Origin of the sequence: Piscinibacter sp. (assembly GCF_047600445.1) — a bacterium.
Classification (GTDB): domain Bacteria; phylum Pseudomonadota; class Gammaproteobacteria; order Burkholderiales; family Burkholderiaceae_C; genus Piscinibacter.
In genome coordinates, this window is sequence record NZ_JASGKT010000002.1 from 488,802 (window position 1) to 514,127 (window position 25,326).

Consider the following 25,326-nt stretch of genomic DNA (forward strand, 5'->3'; position numbering starts at 1 on the left):
CGCGGCGCGCCTTGAGCGGCGTGCAGCGGCGCGCGCCGCGCGGGCGAAGAAGCCGGCCAAGGCCCGTCATTTCGCGGCACGGCGGCGCGGGGGCCGCTGCTAGACTGACACGCAAGCCGGCACCGAACTCAACCGACCTCCACGCTTGAACGCGCCCTCCCAGCCCTCGCAGCCCCTCCAGGCCGGCTCGCTGCGCCTGGAGACGGCGCTGCGGCTGCTGCAATGCTCGGGCATCGAGCTGCCCGACACGCGCCACAGCGATCCGGCCGGCTGGCTGCAGGCGGTGCTCGACGGGCTGTGCGAGCTGTCCAGCCGCGACGCGCTGACCGGGCTGGCGAACCGGCGCCAGTTCGAGATGGCGATGGCGCGCGAGATCGACCGCGTGGCGCGCGCCGGCGAGCCGGCGCTGGTGCTGATGATCGACATCGACCACTTCAAGCGCGTCAACGACACGCACGGCCACGCCGCCGGCGACCAGGTGCTGCGCGCCGTCGCGCGCACGCTGCACGAGTGCATACGGCCCATGGACACGGTGGCGCGCATGGGCGGCGAGGAGTTCGCGATGATCCTGCCCAACTGCCCGCCGGCTTTCGGCCAGGCGGTGGCCGAGCGCGTGCGCGGCAAGGTGCAGGCGCGCCCGGCCAGCGTGGCGCCGGGCGTGGACGTCCAGGTCACCGTGAGCATCGGCGGCGCCTTCGCGCCGCAGTGGGTGCGTTCGTCGGCGGCGCTGTGGGTGGAGCGCGCCGACCAGCAGCTCTACCGCGCCAAGCAGGCCGGGCGCAACCGCGCCTGCCTGGAAATGCCGCCGGTCTCGCACGTCAGCGCCGAGGAGAAGGGTCTGCTCTTCGGCCACTCCCAGTTCCAGGATCCCGAATGAGCAGCGACCGCGAATCGACTCCCGCGCAAGCCCGTGTGCTGGCCGTCACCAGCGGCAAGGGCGGCGTCGGCAAGACCTTCGTCTCGGCCAACCTCGCGGCGGCGCTGGCGCAGCGCGGCGAGCGCGTGCTGGTGCTCGACGCCGACCTGGGACTGGCCAACCTCGACGTGGTGCTCAGCCTGACGCCCAAGCTCACGCTGCACGACGTGCTCACCGGCAAGGCGCCGCTCGAGCAGGCCGTGCTGCCGGCGCCGGGCGGCTTCTCGGTGCTGCTGGCCGGCTCGGGGCTGGTGGAGTATTCGCGCCTGACGCCCGAGGTGAGCGAGAAGCTGCAAGAGGTGATCCGGCAGCTCGCGCCGCGCTTCGACCGCATCCTGCTCGACACCGGCGCCGGCATCTCCGACGTGGTGCTCTACACCATCTCGCTGGCCGACGAGGTGCTGGTGGTGGCCACGCCCGAGCCCACCTCGCTGACCGACGCCTACGCCACGATCAAGGTGCTGGCGACGCAGCAGCGCCGCCGCGGCGTCCGGCTGCTGGTCAACCAGACCACGCGCCAGGGCGAGGGGCGCGCGATCCGCGGCCAGCTCCAGCAGGTGGTCGACCGCTACGTGACGCCGCACCTGGAAGATGCGGCCCGGCCCTTCCGGCTCGAGCTGATCGGCGAGATCCCGAACGACCCGGCGGTGCGCGAGGCGGTGCAGAAGCGCCGCCTGCTGCTCGAACTGCTGCCCGGCTGCCCGGCTGCGCAGGGCGTCGCGGCGGCGGCCGAGAAGCTTCAGGCGTGAGCGAGGCCAGCGCGTTCGAACTGATCGGCGGCGAGGGCGCGGTGCGCGCGCTGGTCGACCGCTTCTACGACCTGATGGACCTGGAGCCCGGCTACGCCGCGCTGCGCGCGACGCACGGCGCCTCGCTGGACAACGCGCGCGACAAGCTGTTCTGGTTCCTGTGCGGCTGGCTGGGCGGGCCGCAGCACTACGTGGAGCGCTTCGGCCACCCGATGCTGCGCGCGCGCCACCTGCCGTTTGCCATCGGCATCCGCGAGCGCGACCAGTGGCTGGCCTGCATGGCGCAGGCGATGCGCGAGTGCGAGGTCGACGCGGCGCTGGCCGAGCGCTTGGCGAAAGCCTTCTTCGGCACGGCCGACTGGATGAGGAACAAGGGCGGCTGAATCAGGCCGCGAAGCGCTTCGCGCCGGCCACGCAGGCCACCGCGCCCAGCGTCGCGGCCAGCATGCCGAGGCTCACCGCTTCGTGCAGCAGCGAGGCCGCCAGTGCGAGGCCGAGAAAGGGTTGCAGCAACTGCAACTGCCCGACCGCCGCGATGCCGCCTTGCGCCAGCCCGCGATACCAGAACACGAAGCCGATCAGCATGCTGAACAGCGACACGTAGGCCAGGCCCAGCCATGCCGGGGCGCTCACCGGCGCGAACGACGCGGGCTGCGTCGACAGCGCCAGCGGCAGCATCACCGGCAGCGCCAGCAGCAGCGCCCAACTGATCACCTGCCAGCCGCCCAGGTGGCGCGCCAGGCGCGCGCCTTCGGCGTAGCCCAGGCCGCAGACGACGATGGCGGCGAGCATGGCCAGATCGCCGACCCACGAGGCCTCGATGCCGCCGCGCGCGGCATAGCCCGCGACGCAGGCGCTGCCCAGCAGCGAGAACAGCCAGAACGCCGGCCGCGGGCGCTCGCCGCCGCGCAGCACGCCGAAGATCGCCGTGCACAGCGGCAGCAGCCCGATGAAGACGAGCGAGTGCGCGGCCGACACGTGCTGCAGCGCCAGCGCGGTCAGCAGCGGAAAGCCGATCACCACGCCCAGCACCACCACGGCCAGCGAGGGCAGCTCGGCGCGCGTCGGGCGGCGCTGGCCGGGCGCCAGCAGCATCGGCGCGGCCAGCAGCGCGGCGATGCTGGCGCGTGCGGCGGTGAGGAACACCGGGTCGAAGTCCATCACCGCGGCGCGCGTCGCGGGCAGCGAGCCCGCGAAGATCAGCACGCCGATCGCGCCGTTGATCCAGCCCTGAGTCGTCTTGTCCATCGTTTGCAGTGGACCGCAAGAACGCCGCCAAGGCCATGCACGGTCCAATACAATTTCAACGAACTGTTATGGTATTTTGATCAGTACGGTTGCGATGGAAAAACGCGAAACCCGCATCGACGCGGTGATGGCCGCGATCCGCTCGCGCATCGCCTCGCGCGCGCTGGCGCCCGGCGCGCGGCTGCCCTCGGTGCGCGCGCAGGCGCAGGCGATGGGCGTGTCGGTCTCCACCGTGGTGCAGGCGTATGAACGGCTGGCCGCCGAGCAGGTGATCCGCGCTCGGCCGGGCTCGGGCTTCTACGTCTGCGGGCCGGTGGCGCCGCTGGCGCTGTCGCAAATCGGCGCGCGTGCCGAGCGCGAGGTCGATCCGCTGTGGATCTCGCGCGAGTCGCTGGAGGCCGGCACGGCGCTGCTCAAGCCCGGCTGCGGCTGGCTGCCGGCCGACTGGATGCACGAGCAGGGCATGCGCCGTGCGCTGCGCGCCGCGGCGCGTGCCGACAGCGCGGTGCTGGCCGACTACGCCACGCCGCTGGGCCTGCCGGCCTTGCGCGAGGTACTGGCGCGGCGCCTGCACGGCATGGACATCGAGGCGCCGCCCGAACGCATCATGCTGACCGAATCGGGCACGCAGGCCATCGACCTCGTCTGCCGCTTCCTGCTCGAACCGGGCGACACCGTGCTGGTGGACGACCCGTGCTACTTCAACTTCCACGCACTGCTGCGCGCGCACCGCGTGAAAGCGGTGGGCGTGCCCTTCACGCCGAACGGCCCCGACACCGGGGCTTTCGAAGCCGCGCTGCGCGAGCACGCGCCGCGCCTGTACATCACCAACTCGGGCATCCACAACCCGACCGGCGCGACGCTGTCCCCGGTCACCGCGCACCGGCTCTTGAAGCTGGCCGAGGACGCCAATCTCGTGATCGTCGAAGACGACATCTTCGCGGACTTCGAGAGCACGCCGGCGCCGCGCCTGGCGGCCTTCGACGGGCTGGCGCGCGTGATCCACATCGGCAGCTTCTCGAAGACGCTGTCGGCCTCGCTGCGCTGCGGCTACATCGCCGCGCGCGCCGACTGGATCGACAGCCTGGTCGACCTGAAGATCGCCACCAGCTTCGGCGGCGGCCGGCTCGCGGCCACCGTCGCGCTGGCCGCGCTGACCGACGGCGGCTACCGCAAGCACCTGGAAGGCGTGCGGGCGCGCCTGGCCGAAGCGCGCGGCAAGGTGGTCGCGCGCCTCGACGCGCTGGGCATCGTGCCATGGCTGGTGCCGCGCGCCGGCATGTTCCTGTGGTGCCGCCTGCCCGACGGGGTGGACGCCGCGCGGGTGGCGCGCGAGTGCCTGAAACACGGCATGGTGCTGGCGCCCGGCAACGCCTTCAGCCCCTCGGCGAGCGCCAGCGGTTTCCTGCGCTTCAACGTCGCGCAGTGCGGCGAGCGGCGCGTGTTCGAGATCCTGGCGCGGGCGCTGGACGCTTAAGCCGCCGTCGACGGCCGCAGCAGCACGATCAGCGCGCCGTGCCCGCCGTCCTGCGCGCGCGCCTGGGTGAAGGCGATCACCTCGTCCTTCTGCACCAGCCAGGCGCGCACCTTGCCCTTGAGCACCGGCTCGCGCCCCGGCGAGCCGTTGCCCTTGCCGTGGATCACGCGCACGCAGCGCAGCCCGGCGCGCACGGCTTCGCGCAGGAAGGCGGCGAGGCGCTCGCGCGCCTCGTCGCGGCGCAGGCCGTGCAGGTCGAGTTGGGCCTGGATCGCCCACACGCCGCGGCGCAGCTTGCGCACCACCTCGGGCCCGACGCCGCGGCGGCGGAACGACAGCGCGGCGTCGGTGTCGAGCAGCGATTCGACGTCGAACTCGTCGGAGATCGACTCGGCCAGCACCGCCGCCTCGTCGCGCTGGCGCTGGCGCGGCTCGGGCGGCGGCAGCGGCCCGCGCCGCGCCGCGCGCGCCGGCGGGCGCAGCGGCACCACCGGGCCGACGCTGCGCGCGAACAGGTGGCGCTCGCGGTCGATCCGGGCCGCCTCGGCCTGGGCGCGCGCCGCCGCGGCGGCGGCTTCGCGCTCGGCCTCGCGCAGCGCGCGGCACAGCTCTTTCAGGTCGGCCAGCGCCGTCGCCTTGGGCGCGCTCACAGCAGGCCCCGCTCGGCGAACGACACCACCTGGCCGCGCCCGATCACGAAGTGGTCGAGCACGCGCACGTCCACCAGCGCCAGCGCGCTCTTGAGCGACTGGGTCAGGAACTCGTCGGCGCGCGAGGGCTCGGCCACGCCGCTGGGGTGGTTGTGCGCGAGGATCACCGCGGCGGCGTTCAGCGCCAGCGCGCGCCGCACCACCTCGCGCGGGTAGACGCTGGCCTGCGCCAGCGTGCCGCGGAACATCTCGTCGAACTGCAGCAGCCGGTGCTGCGCGTCGAGGAACAGCACCGCGAACACCTCGCGCTCCTGCGCGGCGAGCTGCAGTTGCAGGTAGTCGCGCACCGCGCCGGGCGAGTCGAGCGCGGGCCGCTCGGCCAGGCGCTGGTGCAGCGCGCGCCGCGCCAGCTCGATCACCGCCGCCAGCTCGGCGCGCTTGGCCGGACCCAGGCCCTTGATGCGTTTCAGCGCCGCCGCGTCGGCGTGCAGCAGCCCGGCGACGCCGCCGAAGCTGTCGAGCACCTGCTGCGCGAGCGTGAGCACCGGCGTGCCTTTCAGCCCGGTGCGCAGCAGCAGCGCCACCAGCTCGGCGTCGGCCAGCGCGGCCGGGCCCAGCGCGAGCAGCTTCTCGCGCGGGCGGGCATCGGGGGGCAGGTTCTTCATCACGCTCGTAAAATCGCGAGCCAGTCTACTCAAAGGCCCACGCCGTGAACCTCGTGCAGCCGGGGTCCTTCCTGACCCTGCACTACCGCCTCGCCGGGCCCGACGGCGCCGACATCGTCAACACCTTCGCCGACAAGCCCGCCACGCTGTCGCTGGGCACCGGCGAGCTGGCCGGCGCGCTGGAGCAGCGCCTGCTCGGCCTGGCCGAAGGCACGCGCACGGTGTTCGAGGTGCCCGCCGGCGTGGCCTTCGGCGAGCGCAACCCCGAGCTGCTGCAGCGCGTGAAGCGTTCGCTGCTGGCCGAGCTGGGCGACCCCGACGCGAGCTACCAAGTCGGCGACGTGGTGCAGTTCCCCACGCCCGACGGCCAGGCGAGCTACGCCGGCGTGGTGCGCGAGCTGGGCGGGGACTGGCTGCTGTTCGACTTCAACCACCCGCTGGCCGGCCGGCCGGTGACCTTCGAAGTGCAACTGATCGGGGTGCTGTGATGGGCGAGTCGACGGGTGCCGCCGGCATCGAGGTGCACGAGGTGCTGCTGGCCGAGCCGCGCGGCTTCTGCGCCGGCGTCGACCGCGCGATCGAGATCGTCGAGCGCGCGCTGAGGAAGTTCGGCGCGCCGATCTACGTGCGCCACGAGATCGTGCACAACACCTACGTCGTCAACGACCTGAAGGCCAAGGGCGCGATCTTCATCGAGGACCTGGCCGAGGTGCCGCCCGGCGCCACGCTGGTGTTCAGCGCGCACGGCGTGTCGCAGGCGGTGCGCCACGAGGCGGCGCGGCGCGGCTTCGCGGTGTTCGACGCCACCTGCCCGCTGGTGACCAAGGTGCACGTCGAGGTCGCCAAGCTGCACAAGGAGGGCTACGACTTCATCATGATCGGCCACAAGGGCCATCCGGAGGTCGAGGGCACGATGGGCCAGCTCGACGGCGGCATCTACCTCGTCGACGACGTGGCCGACGTCGAGGCGCTGGTGCTGCCGCAGAGCGAGCGCCTCGCGGTGGTGACGCAGACCACGCTGTCGGTGGACGACGCGGCCGAGATCCTCGCCGCGGTGAAGCGGCGCTTCCCGAAGGTGCGCGAGCCGAAGAAGCAGGACATCTGCTACGCCACGCAGAACCGCCAGGACGCCGTCAAGGTGCTGGCGCCGGCGGTGGACGTGGTGATCGTGGTCGGCAGCCCGACCAGCTCGAACAGCAACCGCCTGCAGGAGCTGGCGCAGCGCCTGGGCACGCCGGCCTACATGGTCGACCAGCCGGAAGACCTGAAGGCCGAGTGGCTGGAGGGCAAGCGCCGCGTCGGCCTGACCGCCGGCGCCTCGGCGCCCGACATCCTCGTCAGGCAGGTCATCGAGCGGCTTCGTGCGCTCGGGGCGGTGTCGGTGCGTTCGCTGCCGGGGGTGGAGGAGTCGGTGCACTTCCCGCTGCCGATGGGGCTGGGCGACAAGTCGATGGCGAAACTCGGCTGAGCTCGGGCCCCCCAGTCGCTTCGCTCCTGCCCCCAGGGGGCGCCGTCCGGCTTGGGGCGGCCCGGCGCCGGACAGCCTGCAGGCTGCCGGTGCCGCCGCCGCAACTGCCGCACGAGTCGCAGGCGCCGGCGCCGCGGCGCGTGCGCAGGAAGGGGCGCAGCACCAGCGTCCACAGCGCGTAGGCCGCGCAGGCGGCGACGATCAGCGCGACGATCCAGGTCTGGGCATCCATTTCATCCTCCGAGCCAGAGCGTGACGCGGTAGGTCACGAAGGCCGCCGCGTAGGCGAGCGCGAACAGGTAGACCAGCATCAGCAGAGGGTAGCGCCACGAGTTGGTCTCGCGCTTGACCACCGCCAACGTCGACAGGCATTGCGGCGCGAACACGTACCAGGCGAGCAGCGAATAGGCGGTGGCCAGCGACCAGGTCTGCGCGATCACCGGCAGCAGCGACTCGGCCACCGCGTCGTCGCCGCCCGACAGCGCGTACACCGTGCCGAGCGCGCCCACGGCCACCTCGCGCGCCGCCAGGCCGGGCACCAGCGCCACCGAGATCTGCCAGTTGAAGCCGATCGGCGCGAACACGTGCTGCAGCGCCTGCCCCAGCATGCCGGCGAAGCTGTACTGGATCGCCGGGCCGGTGGCGCCGTCCGGCGGCGCGGGCCAGGTGGAGAGGAACCACAGCACCACCGTCAGCGCGAAGATGATGGTGCCGACGCGGCGGATGAAGATCGCCGCGCGCTCCCACAGCCCGACCGCCAGGCTGCGTAGGCTGGGGCGGCGGTAGGGCGGCAGCTCGAGCATCAGCGGCTGGTAGTTGCGCCGCGTCCAGAAGCGCTTGATGAACCACGCGACGATGCAGGCCGAGACGACGCCGGCCACGTACAGGCCGAACAGCGTCAGCCCGCGCAGGTCGAAGGGGCCGACGTTGCGGTCGGGCACGAAGGCGCCGATCAGCAGCGCGTAGACCGGCAGCCGCGCCGAGCAGGTCATCAGCGGCGCGATCATGATCGTCGCCAGCCGGTCGCGCGGGCTGGCGATGGTGCGCGTGGCCATGATGCCCGGTATCGCGCAGGCGAAGCTCGACAGCAGCGGGATGAAGGCGCGGCCCGACAGGCCGATCTTGCCCATCAGGTTGTCGAGCAGGAAGGCGGCGCGTGGCAGGTAGCCCGAGTCCTCCAGCAGCAGGATGAAGAAGAACAGGATCAGGATCTGCGGCAGGAACACCAGCACGCCGCCGGCGCCGGCGATCACGCCGTCGACCAGCAGGCTGCGCAGCGGGCCGTCGTCCATCGTGCCGGTGATCACCTCGCCGAGCCAGGCCATGCCGCTCTCGATCAGCTCCATCGGCAGCTCGGCCCAGGCGAACACCGCCTGGAACATCAGGAACATCAGCGTGGCCAGCAGCACGAGGCCTGCCACCGGGTGCAGCACCACCGCGTCGACGGCGAGCTGGAAGCGCTCGACGCGCGGCGACGCCGGCGCCGCCAGCGCCAGGATGCGGCGCACCTCTTTCTGCAACTCCGCCGGGCTGTGCCGCGTGGTCGCGGCGCTGGTGGCGCTCGTGGCGGCACTCGCCGCCGGCGCCGCGTCGAGTGTCGCCAGCGCCTTCAGCAGCGCCTCGTGGCCGTTGCGCTGCACGCCCACCGTCTCGACCACCGGACAGCCCAGCTCGCGCGCGAGCACGCCGGTGTCGATCGCCAGGCCCTGGGCGCGCGCCGCGTCGCTCATGTTCAGCGCCACCACCATCGGGCGGCCGAGCGAGCGCAGTTCGAGCACCAGGCGCAGGTTCATGCGCAGGTTGGTGGCGTCGACCACCGCGACGATCGCGTCGGGCGCGTCTTCGCCGGCGCGCTGGCCCTGCACGACCTCGAGCGTCACCTGCTCGTCCGGCGTGGTCGCCTTCAGGCCGTAGGTGCCGGGCAGGTCGACCACCGCCACGCGCCGTCCGCCGGGCAGCGTGGCCGTGCCGACCTTGCGCTCGACGGTGACGCCGGCGTAGTTGGCGACCTTCTGGCGCGCGCCGGTCAGCAGGTTGAACAGCGCCGTCTTGCCGCAGTTCGGGTTGCCCACCAGGGCGATGCAGTTCACGCTCATGGCCGGCTCGCCTCCACCTCGATGCAGCGCGCCTCGGCCCAGCGCAGCGCGACCAGCGTGTCGCCGATGCGCACCGCCAGCGGCTCGCGTCCGCCCGGCCCGCGGCGCAGCAGGTACAGCGGCTCGCCGGCGATGAAACCCAGCTCGGCCAGGCGGCGCAGGTCGGCTTCGCCCAGGTCGGGCGAGCTCGGCGTGACGCCCGTCACGACGGAATGGCTGTCATCGGGCATCTCGGTCAGAAGCATGGCGGGAAGGGGATTGTTAATACAAACCATTATCAAGTAAGATCCACACAGCCCTGCGCGGCGCCCCGATTCTCCCTGGTGGAGGCTTGAGGAAGATCAGAATCGATCCGTCCCCAACCTCCCCCGGAGAAACCATGAAGAGCGACCCGCAGGTGATTGCCCACCTGAACGCCCAACTGAAGAACGAACTGACGGCCACCAACCAGTACTTCCTGCACTACCGCATGCTCAAGCACTGGGGCTTGGACAAGCTGGCGAAGAAGGAATACGAAGAGTCGATCGGCGAAATGAAGCACGCGGACAAACTGATGGAGCGCATCTTCATGCTCGACGGCCTGCCCAACCTGCAGGACCTCGGCAAGCTGCTGATCGGCGAGAGCGTGCCGGAGCTCCTGGCGTGCGACCTGCAGCTCGAGCAGGGCGCTCAGGGCACCATCAAGGACGGCATCGCCTACTGCGAATCGGTGCGCGACTACGTCTCGCGCGACCTGCTGCAAGCCATCCTCGACGACACCGAGGAGCACATCGACTTCCTCGAGACCCAGGTCGAACTGGTCGGCAAGGTGGGCCTGCCCAACTACCTGCAATCCATGATGGGCGATCCATCCTGAGGGCCGAATGATCGTCTGCGTCTGCCGCCGCATCTCGGATCACCAGATCCGCCAGGCCGCCTGCGAAGGTGCGCAGACGCTCGAATGCCTGCAGTTCGAACTCGGCGTGGCCACGCAGTGCGGCCGCTGCGCCGAATGCGCCTGCGCCGTGCTGCACGAGGCCAAGGGCGGCATGAAGGGCGAGATGGCCGCCGAGTCGCAGGCGTTCGCCTGCCTACAATCCTGAGGTTTCCCACCTCCGGCGGGCGCTGACGCGGCGCCCGGCTTTCCATGCTCGACATCAACCTGCTGCGCAAGGATCTGGCGCACGTGGTTGCGCGCCTCGAGGCGCGCAAGACGCCGCAACCCTTTCTCGACGTGGCGCGCTTCCAGTCGCTCGAAGGCGAGCGCAAGGCGATCCAGGTGCGCACCGAGGAGCTGCAGGCGCAGCGCAACAGCCTGTCCAAGCAGATCGGCCAGCTCAAGGCCAAGGGGCAGGACAGCGGCGAGGCGATGGCGCAGGTGGCCGGCATCGCCGACGCGCTGAAGACCTCGGCCGAGCGGCTCGACGTGATCCAGGCCGACCTCGCCGAGATGCTGATGGCCGTGCCCAACCTGCCGCACGAGAGCGTGCCCCCGGGCGCCGACGAAGCCGGCAACGTCGAGCTGCGCCGCTGGGGCACGCCGCGCGCCTTCGACTTCGCGCCCAAGGACCACGCCGACCTCGGCGGCCCGCTCGGCCTGGACTTCGACACCGGCGCGAAGCTCAGCGGCTCGCGCTTCACCTTCCTGCGCGGCCCGGCGGCGCGGCTGCACCGCGCGCTCGCGCAGTTCATGCTCGACGTGCAGACGCTCGAACACGGCTACACCGAGTGCTACACGCCCTACATCGTCAACCGCGAGATCCTCGAAGGCACCGGGCAGTTGCCGAAGTTCAAGGACGACATGTTCTGGGTCAGCCGGGGTGGCGACGAGAGCCACCGCGAGCAGTACCTGATCTCCACCAGCGAGATCCCGCTGACCAACAGCGTGCGCGAGCAGGTGCTGGCCGAGAGCGCGCTGCCGATCAGGCTGACCGCGCACAGCCCCTGCTTCCGCTCCGAGGCCGGCAGCGCCGGGCGCGACACGCGCGGCATGATCCGCCAGCACCAGTTCGACAAGGTCGAGATGGTGCAGATCACGCACCCGGACAAGAGCTACGAGGCGCTGGAGCAGATGGTCGGCCACGCCGAGGCGATCCTGCAAAGGCTCGAACTGCCGTACCGCGTGGTGACGCTGTGCAGCGGCGACATGGGCTTCGGCTCGACCAAGACCTACGACCTCGAAGTCTGGCTGCCGGCGCAGGCCACCTACCGCGAGATCAGCTCCTGCTCGAACTGCGAGGCCTTCCAGGCGCGCCGCATGCAGGCGCGCTTCAAGAACGCGCAGGGCAGGAACGAGCTGGTGCACACGCTCAACGGCTCCGGCCTCGCGGTCGGCCGCGCGCTGGTGGCGGTGCTGGAGAACCACCAGCAGGCCGACGGCTCGATCCGCGTGCCGGCGGCGCTGCGGCCCTACCTCGGTGGGCTCGATGTGATCAAGGCCTGAAGCGGTGGACAGGCAGGCGCTCGCTGCCGAACTGCTCGCCGCCTGGGACGGCGCTGCGCTGATCGGCCTGCCGAGCGCGCGCCCCGGCGGCCTGACCTTGGCGCAGGCCTTCGAGGTGGCCGACCTGATCCGCCGGCAGCGCCTCGCGCGCGGCGACACGCCGCGCGGCTACAAGATCGGCTTCACCAACCGCGGCATCTGGCCGCGCTACGGCGTGTTCGCGCCGATCTGGGCGCCGGTGTGGGCGAGCACGCTGACGCTGCTGGAGGGCAGCGAAGCCGTCGTGTCGCTCGCCGGGCTGGTGCAGCCGCGCCTCGAACCGGAGATCGTGTTCGGATTCGCCGCCGCGCCCAGCGCCGGCATGGACGAGGCCGAGCTGGCCGGCTGCCTGGACTGGGTCGCGCACGGCTTCGAGATCGTCCACACGCACTTCGCCGACTGGCGCTTCGGTGCCGCCGACACCGTGGCCGACTTCGCGCTGCACGGCCGGCTGCTGGTCGGGCCGCGGGTGCCGGCGGCGCGCTTCGCGCGGCTCGGTGAGGAACTGGCCGCGCTGACGCTGGGCCTCTCGCGCGACGGCGCCGACGTCGACAGCGGCCGCGGCGCCAACGTGCTCGACGGCCCCCTGAGCGCGCTGCGGCTGTGGCTGGCCGCGATGGCGCAGTACACGCCGGCGTGGACCGTGCGTGCGGGCGACGTCGTCACCACCGGCACGCTCACCGACGCGTGGCCGATGGCGCCCGGCCAGGTCTGGCGCAGCCGGCTCGACCATGCAGCGCTGCACGCGCTGACGCTGCGCACCACCCCCTGAGCGGCCGCTGGCCTGCGCTACAATGGCGGGCTCGGCAGCGACCCGCCGACGCAGTGAACACCGGAGAGGTGGCAGAGTGGTCGAATGCGCCGGACTCGAAATCCGGTATACGGTTTCACCGTATCGAGGGTTCGAATCCCTCCTTCTCCGCCAGAGATACGTTCGCCAAGGTTCGCTGAGAACCGCAGAAAGCCCCGCAAGGCATTGTCCAGCGGGGCTTTTTTGTTCGTTGGCGTCCGCCGATGCACTTTGACAGCCGGGCCGAGTTGGGGGAACCATTGGGGGAACGGCAGGCGGGATTCCCCCGCGCCACCCCTCCGGTTCCCCCACATGGCCCTGACCGACAAGACCTGCAAGAGCGCCGACTGCCCGGCCGACAAGGCCCGCACGCGCTTCGCCGACAGCGGCGGCCTGTACCTCGAAGCCCGGCCCAGCGGGGTGAAGCTCTGGTACTGGAAGTACCGCTTCGCCGGCAAGGAGAAGCGCATGGCCTTCGGCGCCTATCCCGCCGTGTCGCTGGCCCAGGCCCGGGCGGCGCGCGACGAGGCCCGCCTCGCCCTCAAGGCCGGTGACGACCCGGTGCAGGTGCGCAAGGACGCCAAGCTCGCCAAGCACGTCGCCCTGGGCAAGACCTTCGAGGCCGTCGCCCGCCAGTGGTTCGAGCACTGGAAGGGGCCGAAGTCCGCCCGGCACGCCGACTACGTGCTGCGCCGGCTCGAAGCCGACGTGTTCCCGGCCATCGGGCGCAAGCCCATCGGCGACATCACGGCCCTGCACCTGCTGGCGATGGCCAAGGCGATCGAGAAGCGCGGCGCGCTGGACATCGCCAAGCGTGCGTTGCAGACCTGCGGGCAGGTGTTCCGGTACGCGGTGACGCACGGCGTGATCGAGCGTAACCCGGTGGCCGACATGCGGCCCGGCGAGGCCCTCAAGCCGCGCAAGAAGACCCACTACGCGCGCCTGGAGGCGAAGGAACTGCCCGACCTGCTGCGCCGCATCGAGATCTACGCCGGCACGCCCTACACGCGGCTGGCGATGAAGCTGATGGCTCTGACCTTCGTCCGCACGTCCGAGCTGATCGGCGCGCAGTGGGCCGAGTTCGACCTGGAGGCGGCGCAGTGGCGCATCCCGGCCGAGCGCATGAAGATGAAGACGCCGCACATCGTGCCGCTGTCGAAGCAGGCAGTGGACGCGCTCCAGAGCCTGGCCGAGCTGCGCGGACGCAGCGGCCTGCTGTTTCCCGGCGAGCGCGACCACGACAAGCCGATGTCCAACAACACGATCCTGGGCGCGCTCAAGCGCATGGGCTACGGCGGCAGGATGACCGGCCACGGCTTCCGCGGGGTGGCGTCGACCATCCTGCACGAGCACGGCTTCGAGCACGCCCACATCGAGTTGCAGCTGGCGCACCAGGAGCGCGACGAGGTGAGCGCCGCGTACAACTTCGCGACCTACCTGCCGCAGCGCCGCACCATGATGCAGTGGTACGCCGACCACCTCGACCGCCTGCGGCATGGCGCCAAGGTGATCCCGTTCAAGGCCGCCTGACCTTCTCAGGCAAAGCGGGGTGCGCCGGCGCCAACGCCGGCAGCCTCTGACCACAACGCGCAACCGTAGGAGAAGCACATCATGGCTGCCGTCCGAACTGTCCCCTTTGCCCCGCCGGGCGCCTTGCTCGCGGCCACCACGCCTGCGCCCGTCTGGTGCGGCACGTACTACCGCACCAGCACACGCCAGCACCGAGTACTGCACTTCGACACCGCCGAGGGTGTGGTGGTGATGCGGCCGCAGGAGGCGTTACGTGCCCCGTGGTTCGCCTCAGCAGATCGCGACACGCGCTGGCGCATTGAGTTCGAGGTGGCAAGGGAGCGTGGCGATCGTGCGACCGTCAAAGCGCTGTGTGCGGCCGAGCTTGAGGCTCGCTACATCTGACATGGCAGCGACGCCCGCCTCGAAGAAGAAGGCCACACCGGGAGGCGCGGCCGGCAAGCAGCTGCGCAAGGGCAAGGGTACACCAGCTCGCACGACAGTTCCTCGCGCAGAGCAAAGGCAATACCTGCAAGATCTCGCTGCGAGATTGGAGGCCGGACGCCGAACCGACCAAGCTGATCCACAGATCCTGCGCAGCATCGCGGCAAGCCTTCCGCACGACGACAAGCGACCGCGCGGGCGGCCGCCCATCCACAACCACCACGACCTGGCGCTGTGCTACTACGCGCAGCACTGGGGGCGCGGCCTCTCTGCGGAGCAATCGCGCTTCGTAGTCGCTGACACGCATAGCTGCTCGGCAGAAACCGTCAAGGCAGCGGTGAAATCCTGCGGCCCAACGGCGCGCAGCTTCTTCACTGCGATGGGCATCTCTCCAGCTCGTCACAGGGGTAGTAAGTCGGAGAGTTCCTGACCTGACGCGGGCCGCCCGCTCGTTCCCAATGCGTCCGCCAGCAATCGTTAGGACGCAAATGAACGAGGCTACACTACTTCGCTTCGAGAGGGTCATGGCCGAACGAGGCCGCGGCCGAACGGCAACGTATGACGACGTGAAGAAAGGGCTGCTCACGGCGCCTGTGCCGCTCGGAGGCCGTCGCATCGGCTGGCCCGCCGGCGAGATCTCACGACTGAACGCGGCTCGCATCGCCGGCAAGAGCGACGACGAGATCCGCGAGCTTGTGCGGCAACTGCACGAGGCTCGGAAGGCGCTGGCATGAGCAGCACCACCGCCGAACAGGCGCTCACGAAACACGACGATGCCGTGCGCAAGCGCATCGCGACCGTCGAGGCGCAGCTGGCCCTCAAGGGGTTCGAACTGCACCGCACGCCGATCGGGATGTTCATCGTCTGCAAGTGGGGGCTGACGCGCGAACTGCGCCTCGATGAAGTAGAGACGTTCGCGAGGCGGGTCGGCGCGTGACCGCAAGCGCCGTCGAGCGGGAAGAAGACCCGTTCCTGCGCTGGCCGGACGGCCGCATCAACGGCATGTTCGACAGCGTGCCCGAGCCGGCGCCGCACTTCGCCGGCCCGCTGCTCGCCGGGCGCGCGCACGTTCTTGCTGGCCTCGGTGGTACGTCGAAGACACGCCTTCAGTACGGGCTCGGCGCCGGCGCCGTGCTCGGCACGCTGCCCTGGTCTTGGCAGGTCCACCGCACCGGCAGCGCGGCGCTGTTCCTCACAGAGGACACCGTGGCCGATGTTCATGCCACCGTGCACGAGCTGGGCAAAGGCCTCGGGGCAGAAGAGCGAAAGCTGCTCACGCAAAGGCTGCGCGTGTACGCGCTCGCCGGACGCTCGATGCGCCTTCTCGCCGCAAGCGGCATGGCGCTGCACGAGACGGACGCCTACGACTGGCTCATGCGTCAGCTTCTCGCGATGCCCGAGCCACTGGTCTTCGTCGGCCTTGATCCCGCGCTCGCGCTCACCGAAGGCAACGAACTCGACCAGGCGCACCAGCGCCGGCTCGGCGAGCTGGTCGATCGCATCGCCATCGACACCGGTGCCTGCGTCCTGCTGACAGCGCATGCGGCGAAGGGGTTGCAACAGGCTGAAGAGCTGGGATCACACGCCGCGCGCGGTGGCGGTGCGCTGACGGATGCTGTCCGCGGCGAACTCGTGCTGCGCACGATGACCGCCGACGAGGCAAGGCGCTTCCAGATCGACGACATCGTGGAGCGCAAGCGCCACGTTCAGCTCGCGCTGACGAAGGCGAACCACTGCCCGCCCGAGGCCTTCGCACCCATCTGGCTGAAGCGAGGGCCGTCCGGCCTGCTGTCGGAGGTGACGCTTGAGCAGGTCGAGCGCGGTTCGGTCGGCGACAGGGAACAGCGCGCGCTCGACCTCCTGCGCAAGGCCAACGGATCGGGCGAGACGGCCTTCCGCTTCTGGCAGGCGGAATGCGAGGCGGCTGGGCTGATCGCGCAGGGTTCGGAGGGCTCGCGCGAGAAGGCAATGCAACGCATCAAGAGCGCGCTTCTGGCCGCTGGGATGGTTGCCAAGGGAAGCAGCCGGGGCATGTGGATTCCGACATGAACGGACAGACGCCCCCACCGCAACGGACGGACAGACAACCCCTAAAGGGGTTTGTCTGTCTGTCTGTTCGCTGCGGTGTCCGCTTTGTCCGTTCGTTGTCTGCTCGTTTGTCTGTTCGTTGTCTGCTCGTATGCCGGCGCAGCCGGCGGAAAGGTCGCGATGTCCAAGCTGAAGATCCGCCGCCTGGGCGACCGCGTCGCGCTCGCCGACCTGTCCGTCGCGAAGCCGCCGAAGGAAGGCGGCCGCGGCAGTGCCTCCGAGCGCGGCTACGACTGGAAGTGGCAGAAGGCCAGACGGGCCTACCTCGCCAAGCATCCGATCTGCGTGATGTGCGAGCAGCGCGGCGTGGTCAGGCAGGCCACAGTCGTCGACCACAGGGTGCCGCACAAGGGCGATCAGACGCTGTTCTGGGATCGGGCGAACTGGCAGTCGCTGTGCCAGCCCTGCCACGACGGGCCGAAGCGGGCGCAGGAGCGGTGACCGGGGGGGTAGGGGCAAGGCAAAACGCCGCCTTGCTCCTGACCTGCCGCCCGCTCACGCAGAGAAAAAATTCCCTGTTCAGCAGCAAATCAAATCAGCAAATGACACCCACACCAGACCCCGAGCGGCCGGCCTTTGAAGCCCGCGTGGCCGCTACCGAGGCCGTGCTGCGAGCCCGCTGCGACGACGAGGAGTCATTCATCACCGCTGATGGTCGGGTCGGCGAGTCCGTCGCGGCCGAGCTGCTGGGCATCGCGGAGGGCACGCTGGCCAACAAGCGCCGCGCCGGCAAGGCACCGCCGCACTTTCAGGTCGGCGGGCGAGGGCATCCGATCACCTACCGCCTTCACGACCTGGCCGAATGGCTGGAGGCCTTCCGCAACTTCGGCCACGACTCCCAATGAAGTGCCACGAGTCCCCACGAGTTCCAACGTCTGCCGATGGACGCGACTCCATCGTGGCTTGCATGCTCGGCGCATCTCGGCTCAGACGATTATCATGACCCTCCCTCGCGGCATGCTCTTTGCGCGCTCCGTCATCGCGGCTTCGGCGCGCAAGCTCCACACGTTGGCCCCGGACCAGCTGACGGCGTTCATGACTGCGCGCTGGGGCGCGCGTTCCGCGGCCGGCGCGCTGGCCGTTCTCGGCGGTGCACACGACAGGGGCGCCCTCGAAAACATGGTCGGGCTCGTCAAGGCTGGCGTCGGCAACGTGGACGGGTCAGCGGACGCCCTCGTGCAGCAGTACGTGAGCGCCAAGGTCGAGTTCTTCGACGCCGCCTCCGACCTCTCCCTCTTCGGGAGCGTCCCGGGGTTGCGGAGAGTGCCGGCGCGCGTGCCCGTGGTCGGCGTCAGCACGCCGATGACCGCGTACTGGCGCAGCAAGGGCAAGGCGGCCCGCTTCTCCGCCGGCGCCTTCTCGCGCGACGACATCGAGCCGCTGACCGTCTCGACGATCATGGCGGCGTCGAAGGAACTGATCGAAGCGCCGCAGGCGGAAGGTGTGTTCCTCCGCGACATGCTGCGCGCGGCGGCCGCGCTGGCCGACAGCGCATTCATCGACGAGACGAACGGCGGCGCCGCCGGCCTCACGCCGCCGGCCATCAACCACGGCGCGCCGTCGATCGTGTCCAGCGGCGACCTTGCTGCCGATGTCGAGGCGGCGCTGGAACTGTTCAGTGGCGATTTCAAGACCGCCTGCTGGTGCATGCATCCGCGAATCGCCGCGAAGGTGGGTGTGCGCGCCGGCGGCAAGGGCATCGGGGCAGACCTGGGCGCGCTCGGCGGAAAGCTGGCCGGCCTTCCCGTCTGCACGACCTCCGGCGCTCGCTTCGTCGCCGGCGGCGCCTCGATCACGCTGCTCGACGGCGGCTCAGTCGCGCTGCTCGATGAAGGCGGCAGCGTGAGCCAAGCCGAAGAGGCGACGGTGGAAATGGACACCGCGCCCTCGGGCGACGGGAACGTTCCGACGGCATCCAGCCAGAGGCTCGTGAGCCTGTGGCAGAACGACATGGTCGGCCTGCTGCTGAACTGGCGCCTCAACTGGAAGAGCGCCAGGCCGGGCGGCGTCATCGTCATCACCGGCGCGGAGTACGACGCGTGACCAGCACCACCGTGGGCCTCGTTCAGCGCGTCCGCGACGCGGTGAGCGTGATCGTCGGCAAGCGCGCCCTCTCGTCCGTGCCAGGCCGAGGCCGCTTCCTCGGCTTCGTGATGGACAATGATTTCCAGACCGACATCGCCATCAACGCGGACACGGCGCTGTCGTTCTCGACCGCGTTCGCGTGCGTGACGACGATCGCATCGGACGTGTCGAAGCTCAGCCTGCGCCTGATGACGAAGGTCGGCAGCGTCTGGGAAGAGACCGACGTGTCGACCTACTCGCCGCTGCTGCGCGAGCCGAACCACTTCCAGACCCGCCAGCAGTTCATCGAGACCTGGCAGCTGTCGAAACAGTCACGCGGCAACACCTACGGCCTACTGGCGCGCGACGGCGCCGGCAACGTGCGCGCGATCTACATCCTCGATCCGCTGCGCGTGCGCCCGCTCGTGGCGCCGAACGGAGACGTGTTCTACGGCCTGAACTCCGACGACCTGTCGCGCCTGCCGTATGACATCGAGGCGGTGCCCGCCTCCGAGATCATCCACGACCGGTTCAACTGCCTCTTCCACCCGCTCGTCGGCCTCTCGCCGCTGTACGCATGCAGCCTCGCCGCCGCGCAGGGCCTGAACATCCAGAAGAACGCCGCGAAGCTGTTCGCGAACATGAGCCGGCCCGGCGGCATCCTGACCGCGCCCGGCGAGATCAGCGACGAGACCGCTGAGCGGCTCAAGACGCAGTGGGAGAAGAACTACAGCGGCAACAACGTCGGCAAGATCGCCGTGCTCGGCGACGACCTGAAGTTCCAGGCGCTTGCGATGAAAGCCGACGAAGCTCAGATGGCCGAGATGCTCGGCCTGAGCGATCAGCAGGTCGCGCGCGCGTTCAAGGTGCCGGCGTTCCTCGTCGGCATCGGCGACGCGCCGAGCTACGACAACGTGCAGGCGCTGTGGCAGCAGTACTACTCCCAGTGCTTGCAGGCGCAAATCGAGGCCGTTGAGACGCTGCTCGACCGCGCGATGCGGCTCGATCCGCGCGTCTACCGCACCGAGTTCGATCTCGACGACCTGCTGCGCATGGACAGCGCCACGCTGGCCGAGGTGGAGGGCACGCTCGTGCAGCGCGGCATCAGCGCGCCGAACGAGGCGCGGCGGAAGTTCGGCCGCGGGCCTGTCGCCGGCGGCGAGACGCCCTACCTACAGCAGCAGAACTTCAGCCTCGCCGCGCTGGCGAAGCGTGACAGCCAGGACGATCCGTTCAAGACGGGCGGCAGCGCGCCGGCGGCGGCGCTCATGCTGGAGCCCTCGTCGGGCAAAGGGCAGAAGGCCGCAATCGTGCAGGCCATCAAGGCCGAGATGGCAACGGCCCTGAACGATTCGCCTGTGGTGGCGCGCCTCGACAATGCTCTCGGCGAGGTGCTGTGCACCGTGCAGGCGCTGGCTGCCGAACTGGTGGTGCACAAAGATGCCCTGATGGCGTTGGCGGGCAGGCAACCCGAGGAGGGCGCACAGGGTGAGCCCGGCGAGATGGGTCCCATGCCCAAGCACCAGTGGGACGGCACGCGCCTGCGGTTCGAGCAAGGGCCGGACGGACGGCCCTGGGGGCCGTGGGTCGATCTGAAGGGCGAGCGCGGCTATCAGGGCATCAGCGGCGTCGTCGTGCAGAAGGTCAATGGCCCGGGCGGTTCAGGGACCGCCGCGTACCGGCACGTTCAAAGCACCGCGTCCGACACCTGGACGATCCATCACAACCTCGGCATGCGGCCGAACGTCACCGTGATCAACAGCGCTGGCGATGAGGTCGAGGGCGACAGCGACTATCCGAACGAGAACACCGTGGTTCTCACCTTCGGAGCCGCGTTCTCTGGCGAAGCGTACCTATCCTGAGGAATTCAGATGGAAGAGCTGGTGTTCAGCGCTACCGACTCCGAGGCGGAGCGCAATCGAAAGGCCGCGGTGATCATCGAGGCCGAGTTGACCAAGTTCGCCAGTGCTCTGCGAGCGGCTGGCCACCCGGATTGGTTCATCGAGTCGCAACTGCCGAGGCTGCGTGCTGCCGGAATGCGGCTGTGGAGTGATGAATGGGCGCACATGGCCGCGACGGCTGCCCATTTGTCGCGCTTGTCCTCCGCAGGGAGGGTGCACTGATGGTTGCGGGGAGCATCGTCATTTCCTTGCTCGCGGCGACGGGGAGCTTCATCACAGACATGAAGCGCTCGGAGAAGGCGCTCAGGGAACTCCGTAAGGAAGCCGTCGATGCGGGCCGGAAGATCGGCCTGGGGATTTCTGCCGTTGGTGTCGCCACGGCCTACATGGTGAAACAGCAGATCGACGCTGCTGATGCCGCAGGCAAGGCCGCACAGGCGGCCGGCGTCTCGGTAGATACCTACACTGCGCTGGCCTACGCCGCCGAGCTCTCCGGCGTGGAGGCCGCCGGGCTGAGCACCGCGCTGAGAGAGCTGAACAAGAGCCTGGTCAGCAACGACCCTGCGTTCAAGCAGCTCGGCGTCTCCATTCGAGACTCAAGCGGAAATCTCAAGGCCAGCGAGCGCGTGCTCGCGGAGGTCGCGGATCGCTTCTCCGCGATGCCTGATGGCCCGAAGAAGGCCGCGCTGGCGATCGAGCTCTTCGGCAAGGCCGGCACCGACCTGATCCCTTTGCTGAACAGCGGCAGCGCCGGCATCGGGCGGCTCACCGAAGAGGCCAAGCGGCTGGGTGTTGTCATCGACGACGAGACGGCAAAGGCGGCCGAAGAACTCAACGACAACTTGAGCCGCCTGAAGAAATCGGGCGAGGGTCTGGCGCTGCAACTGGCCAAGGAGGTGACACCGACCCTGGTGGAGCTATCCGACCATGCACTCAAGAACGCACGCGACTTCGGCATCCTGCGCGGCTCGTTCATGGCGTTGTACGAGGTGATCCTCGGTGGTGCCGAGCCGGCCGACATGCTGGAGAAGCAGTCGAAGACCACCAGCGACTCCATCAAGGGACTGCGAGCGGAGATCGAGAAGCTCACGGCACGCGGCGTCGGCGAGAACTTCCAGGGCGGCGTGCTGGGACAGTTGCGTCAACGACTCGCCGAGGAAGAGGCGCGCGCCAAGACCATTACGCAGGAGCTCAACGATGCGCTCAACGCGGCGGCCGGTCGCACGACGTTCGGCCGCGGCGTTGGGTTCACCGATCCGCGCCTGCCGAAGCCTCCGACACCAGATGACCCCAAGAAGCACAGCGCCATCACCAGCGAGGCGCAGCGTTATCTCGAAACGCTCCAGAAGCAGGTCGAAGAAACGCTCGACCTCACGACCTACGAGAAGGCGCTGCTCGACATTCAGGAAGGCCGCATCAAGGGCCTGACGCCGGCGATGGAGAAGGCCATCCTCGCGCAAGCGGAGTTCAACGATCTGAACAAACAAGCGATCGAACTGCGCGAAGCCGAGGTGGCCGGCGAGACCGCGCGCGGCCGCGCCCAACTCGACAGCCTCGAATCTCTGATGAAGGGCAACGCCGAGCTGCGCCGCGAGATCGACCTGTTCGGCCTCGACGAGCTGGGCCTGCTCGGCGTGGAGCGCGCGCGCATCAGCAGCACGCGGGCGCTGAAGGAAGAGGAACTGGCGCGCCAGGAAGCCGCCGGCGTCACCGAGACGCAGCTCCAGGCGCTTCAGCAGGAGATCGACCTGCTGCGCGAACGCGAGGGCCTGCTGGGTCAGCGCATCCAGAAGGGAATCGACCAGAAGGCAGCCGAGGAAGCGAAGCGCACGGGCGACGAAGCCTCGTCCGCGCTAGCCTATGCGATCGAGCGAGGCCTTCTCGATGGTTTCCACCGCGGCGCGGACCTGAACAAGATCTTCCTCAACGAAATGAAGGCGCAGTTCGCGAAGACGGTCCTGAGGCCACGGATCAATTTCCTGGTGGAAGAGAGCAACAAGCTCATCGCCATGCTGATCCGCTTGGCCATCAGCGCGCTCCTGGGCAACGACAGCGGCTTCGGAACGGGCGCGGGCTACGGCAGCATGGACATCGGTGGCTTCCTCGCCAGCGGCGGCCCCGCGGCGGCCGGCACCGCCTACGTTGTCGGCGAGAAGGGGCCTGAGCTGTTCGTGCCCAACACGGCGGGGCGCGTGATCCCGAACGATGCGCTCGGGCGCGGCGATATGAAGGTCGTCGTCAACGCGCCGCCTGGCACGACGGTCGCGCGACAGTCTCAGATCGACTCCAACACGCTGGAGGTCTGGCTGGAGATGGCCGACCAGCGCGTGGCCCGAGGAATCGCAAGTGGAGGCGGCGCCACCTCCAGGGCGCTTCAAGGGCGCGGAATCCGGCAGGATGCTGCATTGGCGCGGCGAGGGTAGGGGCAGCAACCGGCATCCGGGGGAACTGGCGGGGGACACCTGAGCGTTGCGCCGAACCCTAACCCGCATGGCTGCTGCATTTCAGGGGAACATGCGGACGACTCCTTCCCGCCAAACACCGACGATGGACAGCGCCTTGCGGGCCGTAGAGAACCCTGACCTGCGTCTCGTCCGGCTGACCCTGGCCGACGCATCTCCGCAGACGATGCAGGACGAAGCCGCAGCGGTCTTCGAACTGTTTCTCCGGCGCGAGGCCGAGTTCGGCGTCCACCCGTCCGTCGTGATCGACCATCCGGACATCTCGGACCGATCGGACAAGGGCTTCATCGGCGATGCCGCGCGATACGTGGCGGCCCGAAGCGATGCCCTGGCCGCGGAAGGCCGTGCGCCGGATCGCATCGTGGTGCTGACGACCTTCGGCGACCTCGTTGGCCCGTCTCTTGCAGCGGCAGGCTTCGAATCCACCGTGATCGACATGCCCGCGGGGCCCGACCACACCTGTGCGTACATCCGTGGCCCGGCGATGCCGGCAGGGACCGGTTCGACGCTCTACGTCGAAGCGGTGAACGAGGCGGACGAGAAGATCAAACCTGCATTCGCACTGAAGCTGGTGGACGGCCAAGGCCAGCTCCACGGCGGGGTGTGCGGCTCCATCCACGAGCGCGGCGGCAGGCGTTATGCCTATCTCGCGACCCTGACGACAGCGGCCGAGGCCGCGCAAGGCACCGGGACATTTCTTGCCGAGGAGCTGTTCCGGTTTCTGCGCGACCAGGGCGTTTCGACCGTTCATCTGGGCACGCAGACCGCCGCCGCCTTCTATCGAAAGCTCGGCTTCAGGGTCGTCCACAGGCTGGTGCCCGGCATGCGCACACGCATGGTGGGCGGCCGGGAAGTCAGGGACGACCTGGTCATGCTCGCCATGGATCTGTGATCCGGACCGGTTGTTTTGCGCCCGCGGTATTCACAGATCTTTACCCCCCCGCCATCGCGTCTTCACTCCTGCTGCGCAGCATTCGTTGCACGGGCCAAGCCGGTCCGCTGCAAAGGAGCCAGAGATGTCGCGTACCGAAGTTGCTGCTGCCGCCCTGCCTCGCACGACGAGCGCGGGCGGTATGAAGTGGATGCTCTCGGGCATGGTGGTGGCGATGGCCGCCACCTTCGCCCTGTCGGCCTGGGCCCGGCCCGGCGGCTACGGGCCCGGCATGCACGGCATGGAGGGCCCGGGCATGGTGATGGGCGGCGGCCGCGGCATGGACCGCATGCTCGACGGGCTGAACGCCAGCGAGGCGCAGCGCAGCCAGATCCGCCAGATCTTCAAGGCCGCCGGCGACGACCTGCGCGGCCAGCGCGAGCAGCGCCGCGCGCTGCACGAGCGCAGCCTGCAGATCTTCGCCGCGCCGACCATCGATGCGGCCGCCGCCGAGCAGGTGCGCCAGCAGGAGCAGGCGCTGCACGAGCAGGCCAGCAAGCGCCGCCTGCAGGCCATGCTCGACGCGAGCAGCGTGCTGACGCCCGAGCAGCGCGCCAAGCTCGCCGAGCGCGTGAAGCAGCGCGAGGAGATCCGGCGCGAGCGCTTCGAGCGCATGCAGCAGCGCGCGCAGCGCGAGCGTCCGCGCCAGTGAGGGCGGCGTGCCGGAGCGTGACGCTATGCTTGCGCCGATGAGCTCGCGAGTGCTGCTGATCGACGACGACGTCCGCCTGTCCGCGATGGTGGGCGACTACCTGCGCCACGCCGGCTTCGAGGTGAGCACGGCCGGCTCGCTGGCGGCCGGCCGCGAGCGGCTGGCCGCCGAGAGCTTCGACGCGCTGCTGCTCGACCTGATGCTGCCCGACGGCGACGGCCTCGAGCTGTGCCGCGAGCTGCGCGCCAGCCCGCGCACGCGCTCGCTGCCGCTGCTGATGCTGACGGCGCGCGGCGAGCCGCTGGACCGCATCGTCGGCCTCGAACTCGGCGCCGACGACTACCTCGGCAAGCCCTTCGAGCCGCGCGAGCTGCTGGCGCGCATCAAGGCGCTGCTGCGGCGCGCCCAGCCGCAGCCGGCCGAGGACGAGGTGCTGCGCTTCGGCCGCCTGGAGATCGACCTCGGCGCGCGCCTGGCGCGGCTGGACGGCAGGCCTTGCGACCTGACCAGTCACCAGTTCGACCTGCTGGTGGTGCTGGCGCAGAGCCCGGGGCGCGTGCTCTCGCGCGACCAGATCATGGATTCGCTCAAGGGCCATCCGCTGGAGGCCTTCGACCGTTCCATCGACGTGCACATTTCGCGCATCCGCGCGGTGATCGAGGACGACCCGAAGACGCCGCGCCGCGTGCTGACGGTGCGCGGCGCCGGCTACGTCTTCGCCAAGAAGCAGGACGGCGACGACTCCGACGCCTGAG

General features: G+C 69.8%; 30 protein-coding genes, 1 tRNA gene and 1 pseudogene. 26 read left to right on the forward strand and 6 right to left on the reverse strand.

Annotation, left to right across the window (positions count from 1 at the left end; genetic code table 11):
- Nucleotides 1-145 precede the first annotated feature (145 nt).
- The 3 genes from QM792_RS06265 to QM792_RS06275 are packed head-to-tail and all read left to right on the forward strand — an operon-like array spanning nucleotide 146 to nucleotide 2,048.
- Nucleotides 146-877, forward strand: coding sequence for a GGDEF domain-containing protein (locus tag QM792_RS06265; protein WP_415148529.1), 732 nt, complete (start codon nucleotides 146-148; stop codon nucleotides 875-877).
- On the forward strand, nucleotides 874-1,665 hold the full coding sequence (locus QM792_RS06270) for a MinD/ParA family protein (RefSeq protein ID WP_415148531.1): 792 nt from the start codon (nucleotides 874-876) through the stop codon (nucleotides 1,663-1,665). Before QM792_RS06265 ends, QM792_RS06270 begins: the two co-directional genes overlap by 4 nt.
- Entirely contained in the window at nucleotides 1,662-2,048 is a 387-nt protein-coding gene (locus QM792_RS06275; RefSeq protein WP_415148532.1) for a group II truncated hemoglobin, read from the forward strand. The genes QM792_RS06270 and QM792_RS06275 overlap by 4 nt, the downstream gene beginning before the upstream one ends.
- Nucleotide 2,049: 1 nt before the next feature.
- Here QM792_RS06275 and QM792_RS06280 read toward each other — a convergent pair whose 3' ends face one another.
- Nucleotides 2,050-2,913 (reverse strand): DMT family transporter, encoded by an 864-nt coding sequence (locus tag QM792_RS06280; RefSeq protein ID WP_415148534.1) that lies wholly within the window; start codon nucleotides 2,911-2,913, stop codon nucleotides 2,050-2,052.
- Nucleotides 2,914-3,007: 94 nt separating this feature from the next.
- Here QM792_RS06280 and QM792_RS06285 point away from each other — a divergent pair, with 94 nt between their 5' ends.
- Nucleotides 3,008-4,390 carry a PLP-dependent aminotransferase family protein gene (locus QM792_RS06285; protein WP_415148535.1) on the forward strand — a complete coding sequence of 461 codons (1,383 nt, stop codon included), beginning with the start codon at nucleotides 3,008-3,010 and terminating at the stop codon, nucleotides 4,388-4,390.
- Here the strand turns inward: QM792_RS06285 and QM792_RS06290 are convergent.
- On the reverse strand, nucleotides 4,387-5,040 hold the full coding sequence (locus QM792_RS06290; RefSeq protein WP_415148537.1) for a Smr/MutS family protein: 654 nt from the start codon (nucleotides 5,038-5,040) through the stop codon (nucleotides 4,387-4,389). The two genes, QM792_RS06285 and QM792_RS06290, sit on opposite strands and share 4 nt — an antisense overlap.
- On the reverse strand, nucleotides 5,037-5,705 hold the full coding sequence (radC, locus tag QM792_RS06295; protein WP_415148539.1) for a RadC family protein: 669 nt from the start codon (nucleotides 5,703-5,705) through the stop codon (nucleotides 5,037-5,039). Before radC ends, QM792_RS06290 begins: the two co-directional genes overlap by 4 nt.
- Before the next feature lie 44 nt (nucleotides 5,706-5,749).
- Between radC and QM792_RS06300 the strand changes: the two genes are divergently transcribed.
- A complete protein-coding gene (locus tag QM792_RS06300; protein WP_415148540.1) occupies nucleotides 5,750-6,193 on the forward strand; it encodes an FKBP-type peptidyl-prolyl cis-trans isomerase in 444 nt (147 codons plus the stop codon).
- Nucleotides 6,193-7,173, forward strand: a complete 981-nt coding sequence (gene ispH / locus QM792_RS06305) for a 4-hydroxy-3-methylbut-2-enyl diphosphate reductase (protein ID WP_415148541.1) — start codon at nucleotides 6,193-6,195, stop codon at nucleotides 7,171-7,173. Before QM792_RS06300 ends, ispH begins: the two co-directional genes overlap by 1 nt.
- Before the next feature lie 106 nt (nucleotides 7,174-7,279).
- Here the strand turns inward: ispH and QM792_RS06310 are convergent.
- The 3 genes and pseudogenes from QM792_RS06310 to QM792_RS06320 all read right to left on the reverse strand — a co-directional run.
- Nucleotides 7,280-7,405: pseudogene (locus QM792_RS06310) on the reverse strand (hypothetical protein); the annotation flags it as partial.
- A gap of 1 nt (nucleotide 7,406) precedes the next feature.
- Nucleotides 7,407-9,269: a ferrous iron transporter B gene (gene feoB / locus QM792_RS06315; RefSeq protein ID WP_415148543.1), complete on the reverse strand. Its 1,863-nt coding sequence runs from the start codon at nucleotides 9,267-9,269 to the stop codon at nucleotides 7,407-7,409.
- Complete coding sequence (locus QM792_RS06320) at nucleotides 9,266-9,514, reverse strand: FeoA family protein (RefSeq protein WP_415148544.1); 249 nt, start codon at nucleotides 9,512-9,514, stop codon at nucleotides 9,266-9,268. Before QM792_RS06320 ends, feoB begins: the two co-directional genes overlap by 4 nt.
- 134 nt (nucleotides 9,515-9,648) lie before the next feature.
- Between QM792_RS06320 and bfr the strand changes: the two genes are divergently transcribed.
- The 20 genes from bfr (at nucleotide 9,649) to QM792_RS06420 (ending at nucleotide 25,325) form a co-directional block, all read left to right on the forward strand.
- A complete protein-coding gene (bfr, locus tag QM792_RS06325; RefSeq protein WP_415148545.1) occupies nucleotides 9,649-10,125 on the forward strand; it encodes a bacterioferritin in 477 nt (158 codons plus the stop codon).
- Nucleotides 10,126-10,132: 7 nt separating this feature from the next.
- Nucleotides 10,133-10,351 carry a (2Fe-2S)-binding protein gene (locus QM792_RS06330; RefSeq protein WP_415148546.1) on the forward strand — a complete coding sequence of 73 codons (219 nt, stop codon included), beginning with the start codon at nucleotides 10,133-10,135 and terminating at the stop codon, nucleotides 10,349-10,351.
- Between the two features lie 44 nt (nucleotides 10,352-10,395).
- On the forward strand, nucleotides 10,396-11,691 hold the full coding sequence (gene serS, locus QM792_RS06335; protein WP_415148548.1) for a serine--tRNA ligase: 1,296 nt from the start codon (nucleotides 10,396-10,398) through the stop codon (nucleotides 11,689-11,691).
- A 4-nt stretch (nucleotides 11,692-11,695) separates the two neighbouring features.
- Entirely contained in the window at nucleotides 11,696-12,502 is an 807-nt protein-coding gene (locus tag QM792_RS06340) for a 2-keto-4-pentenoate hydratase (RefSeq protein WP_415148549.1), read from the forward strand.
- Nucleotides 12,503-12,564: 62 nt separating this feature from the next.
- Nucleotides 12,565-12,655: transfer RNA gene (locus tag QM792_RS06345), tRNA-Ser, on the forward strand.
- Nucleotides 12,656-12,832: 177 nt separating this feature from the next.
- The gene (locus QM792_RS06350) at nucleotides 12,833-14,050 is read left to right on the forward strand and encodes a tyrosine-type recombinase/integrase (protein WP_415148550.1); all 1,218 of its coding nucleotides are present in this window, start codon (nucleotides 12,833-12,835) and stop codon (nucleotides 14,048-14,050) included.
- An 81-nt stretch (nucleotides 14,051-14,131) separates the two neighbouring features.
- A complete protein-coding gene (locus QM792_RS06355) occupies nucleotides 14,132-14,434 on the forward strand; it encodes a hypothetical protein (protein ID WP_415148552.1) in 303 nt (100 codons plus the stop codon).
- Between the two features lies 1 nt (nucleotide 14,435).
- Complete coding sequence (locus QM792_RS06360) at nucleotides 14,436-14,903, forward strand: hypothetical protein (RefSeq protein WP_415148553.1); 468 nt, start codon at nucleotides 14,436-14,438, stop codon at nucleotides 14,901-14,903.
- Nucleotides 14,904-14,997: 94 nt separating this feature from the next.
- Nucleotides 14,998-15,207, forward strand: coding sequence for a helix-turn-helix transcriptional regulator (locus QM792_RS06365; protein WP_415148555.1), 210 nt, complete (start codon nucleotides 14,998-15,000; stop codon nucleotides 15,205-15,207).
- Nucleotides 15,204-15,410 (forward strand): hypothetical protein, encoded by a 207-nt coding sequence (locus QM792_RS06370; RefSeq protein WP_415148557.1) that lies wholly within the window; start codon nucleotides 15,204-15,206, stop codon nucleotides 15,408-15,410. The genes QM792_RS06365 and QM792_RS06370 overlap by 4 nt, the downstream gene beginning before the upstream one ends.
- Nucleotides 15,407-16,522: an AAA family ATPase gene (locus QM792_RS06375; protein WP_415148558.1), complete on the forward strand. Its 1,116-nt coding sequence runs from the start codon at nucleotides 15,407-15,409 to the stop codon at nucleotides 16,520-16,522. The genes QM792_RS06370 and QM792_RS06375 overlap by 4 nt, the downstream gene beginning before the upstream one ends.
- Nucleotides 16,523-16,681: 159 nt before the next feature.
- The gene (locus QM792_RS06380; RefSeq protein WP_415148560.1) at nucleotides 16,682-17,002 is read left to right on the forward strand and encodes an HNH endonuclease signature motif containing protein; all 321 of its coding nucleotides are present in this window, start codon (nucleotides 16,682-16,684) and stop codon (nucleotides 17,000-17,002) included.
- Nucleotides 17,003-17,034: 32 nt separating this feature from the next.
- Nucleotides 17,035-17,406, forward strand: a complete 372-nt coding sequence (locus tag QM792_RS06385) for a helix-turn-helix transcriptional regulator (protein WP_415148562.1) — start codon at nucleotides 17,035-17,037, stop codon at nucleotides 17,404-17,406.
- 94 nt (nucleotides 17,407-17,500) lie between these two features.
- Nucleotides 17,501-18,604 (forward strand): hypothetical protein, encoded by a 1,104-nt coding sequence (locus QM792_RS06390; RefSeq protein ID WP_415148563.1) that lies wholly within the window; start codon nucleotides 17,501-17,503, stop codon nucleotides 18,602-18,604.
- On the forward strand, nucleotides 18,601-20,487 hold the full coding sequence (locus QM792_RS06395) for a phage portal protein (RefSeq protein ID WP_415148564.1): 1,887 nt from the start codon (nucleotides 18,601-18,603) through the stop codon (nucleotides 20,485-20,487). Before QM792_RS06390 ends, QM792_RS06395 begins: the two co-directional genes overlap by 4 nt.
- A 9-nt stretch (nucleotides 20,488-20,496) precedes the next feature.
- The gene (locus tag QM792_RS06400) at nucleotides 20,497-20,748 is read left to right on the forward strand and encodes a hypothetical protein (protein WP_415148566.1); all 252 of its coding nucleotides are present in this window, start codon (nucleotides 20,497-20,499) and stop codon (nucleotides 20,746-20,748) included.
- The gene (locus tag QM792_RS06405; RefSeq protein ID WP_415148567.1) at nucleotides 20,748-22,949 is read left to right on the forward strand and encodes a phage tail tape measure protein; all 2,202 of its coding nucleotides are present in this window, start codon (nucleotides 20,748-20,750) and stop codon (nucleotides 22,947-22,949) included. Before QM792_RS06400 ends, QM792_RS06405 begins: the two co-directional genes overlap by 1 nt.
- Before the next feature lie 124 nt (nucleotides 22,950-23,073).
- The gene (locus QM792_RS06410; protein WP_415148568.1) at nucleotides 23,074-23,880 is read left to right on the forward strand and encodes a GNAT family N-acetyltransferase; all 807 of its coding nucleotides are present in this window, start codon (nucleotides 23,074-23,076) and stop codon (nucleotides 23,878-23,880) included.
- Between the two features lie 181 nt (nucleotides 23,881-24,061).
- Nucleotides 24,062-24,571, forward strand: coding sequence for a Spy/CpxP family protein refolding chaperone (locus QM792_RS06415; RefSeq protein WP_415148570.1), 510 nt, complete (start codon nucleotides 24,062-24,064; stop codon nucleotides 24,569-24,571).
- Nucleotides 24,572-24,608: 37 nt separating this feature from the next.
- Nucleotides 24,609-25,325: a response regulator gene (locus tag QM792_RS06420; RefSeq protein ID WP_415148571.1), complete on the forward strand. Its 717-nt coding sequence runs from the start codon at nucleotides 24,609-24,611 to the stop codon at nucleotides 25,323-25,325.
- The last annotated feature ends 1 nt before the right edge of the window (nucleotide 25,326 follow it).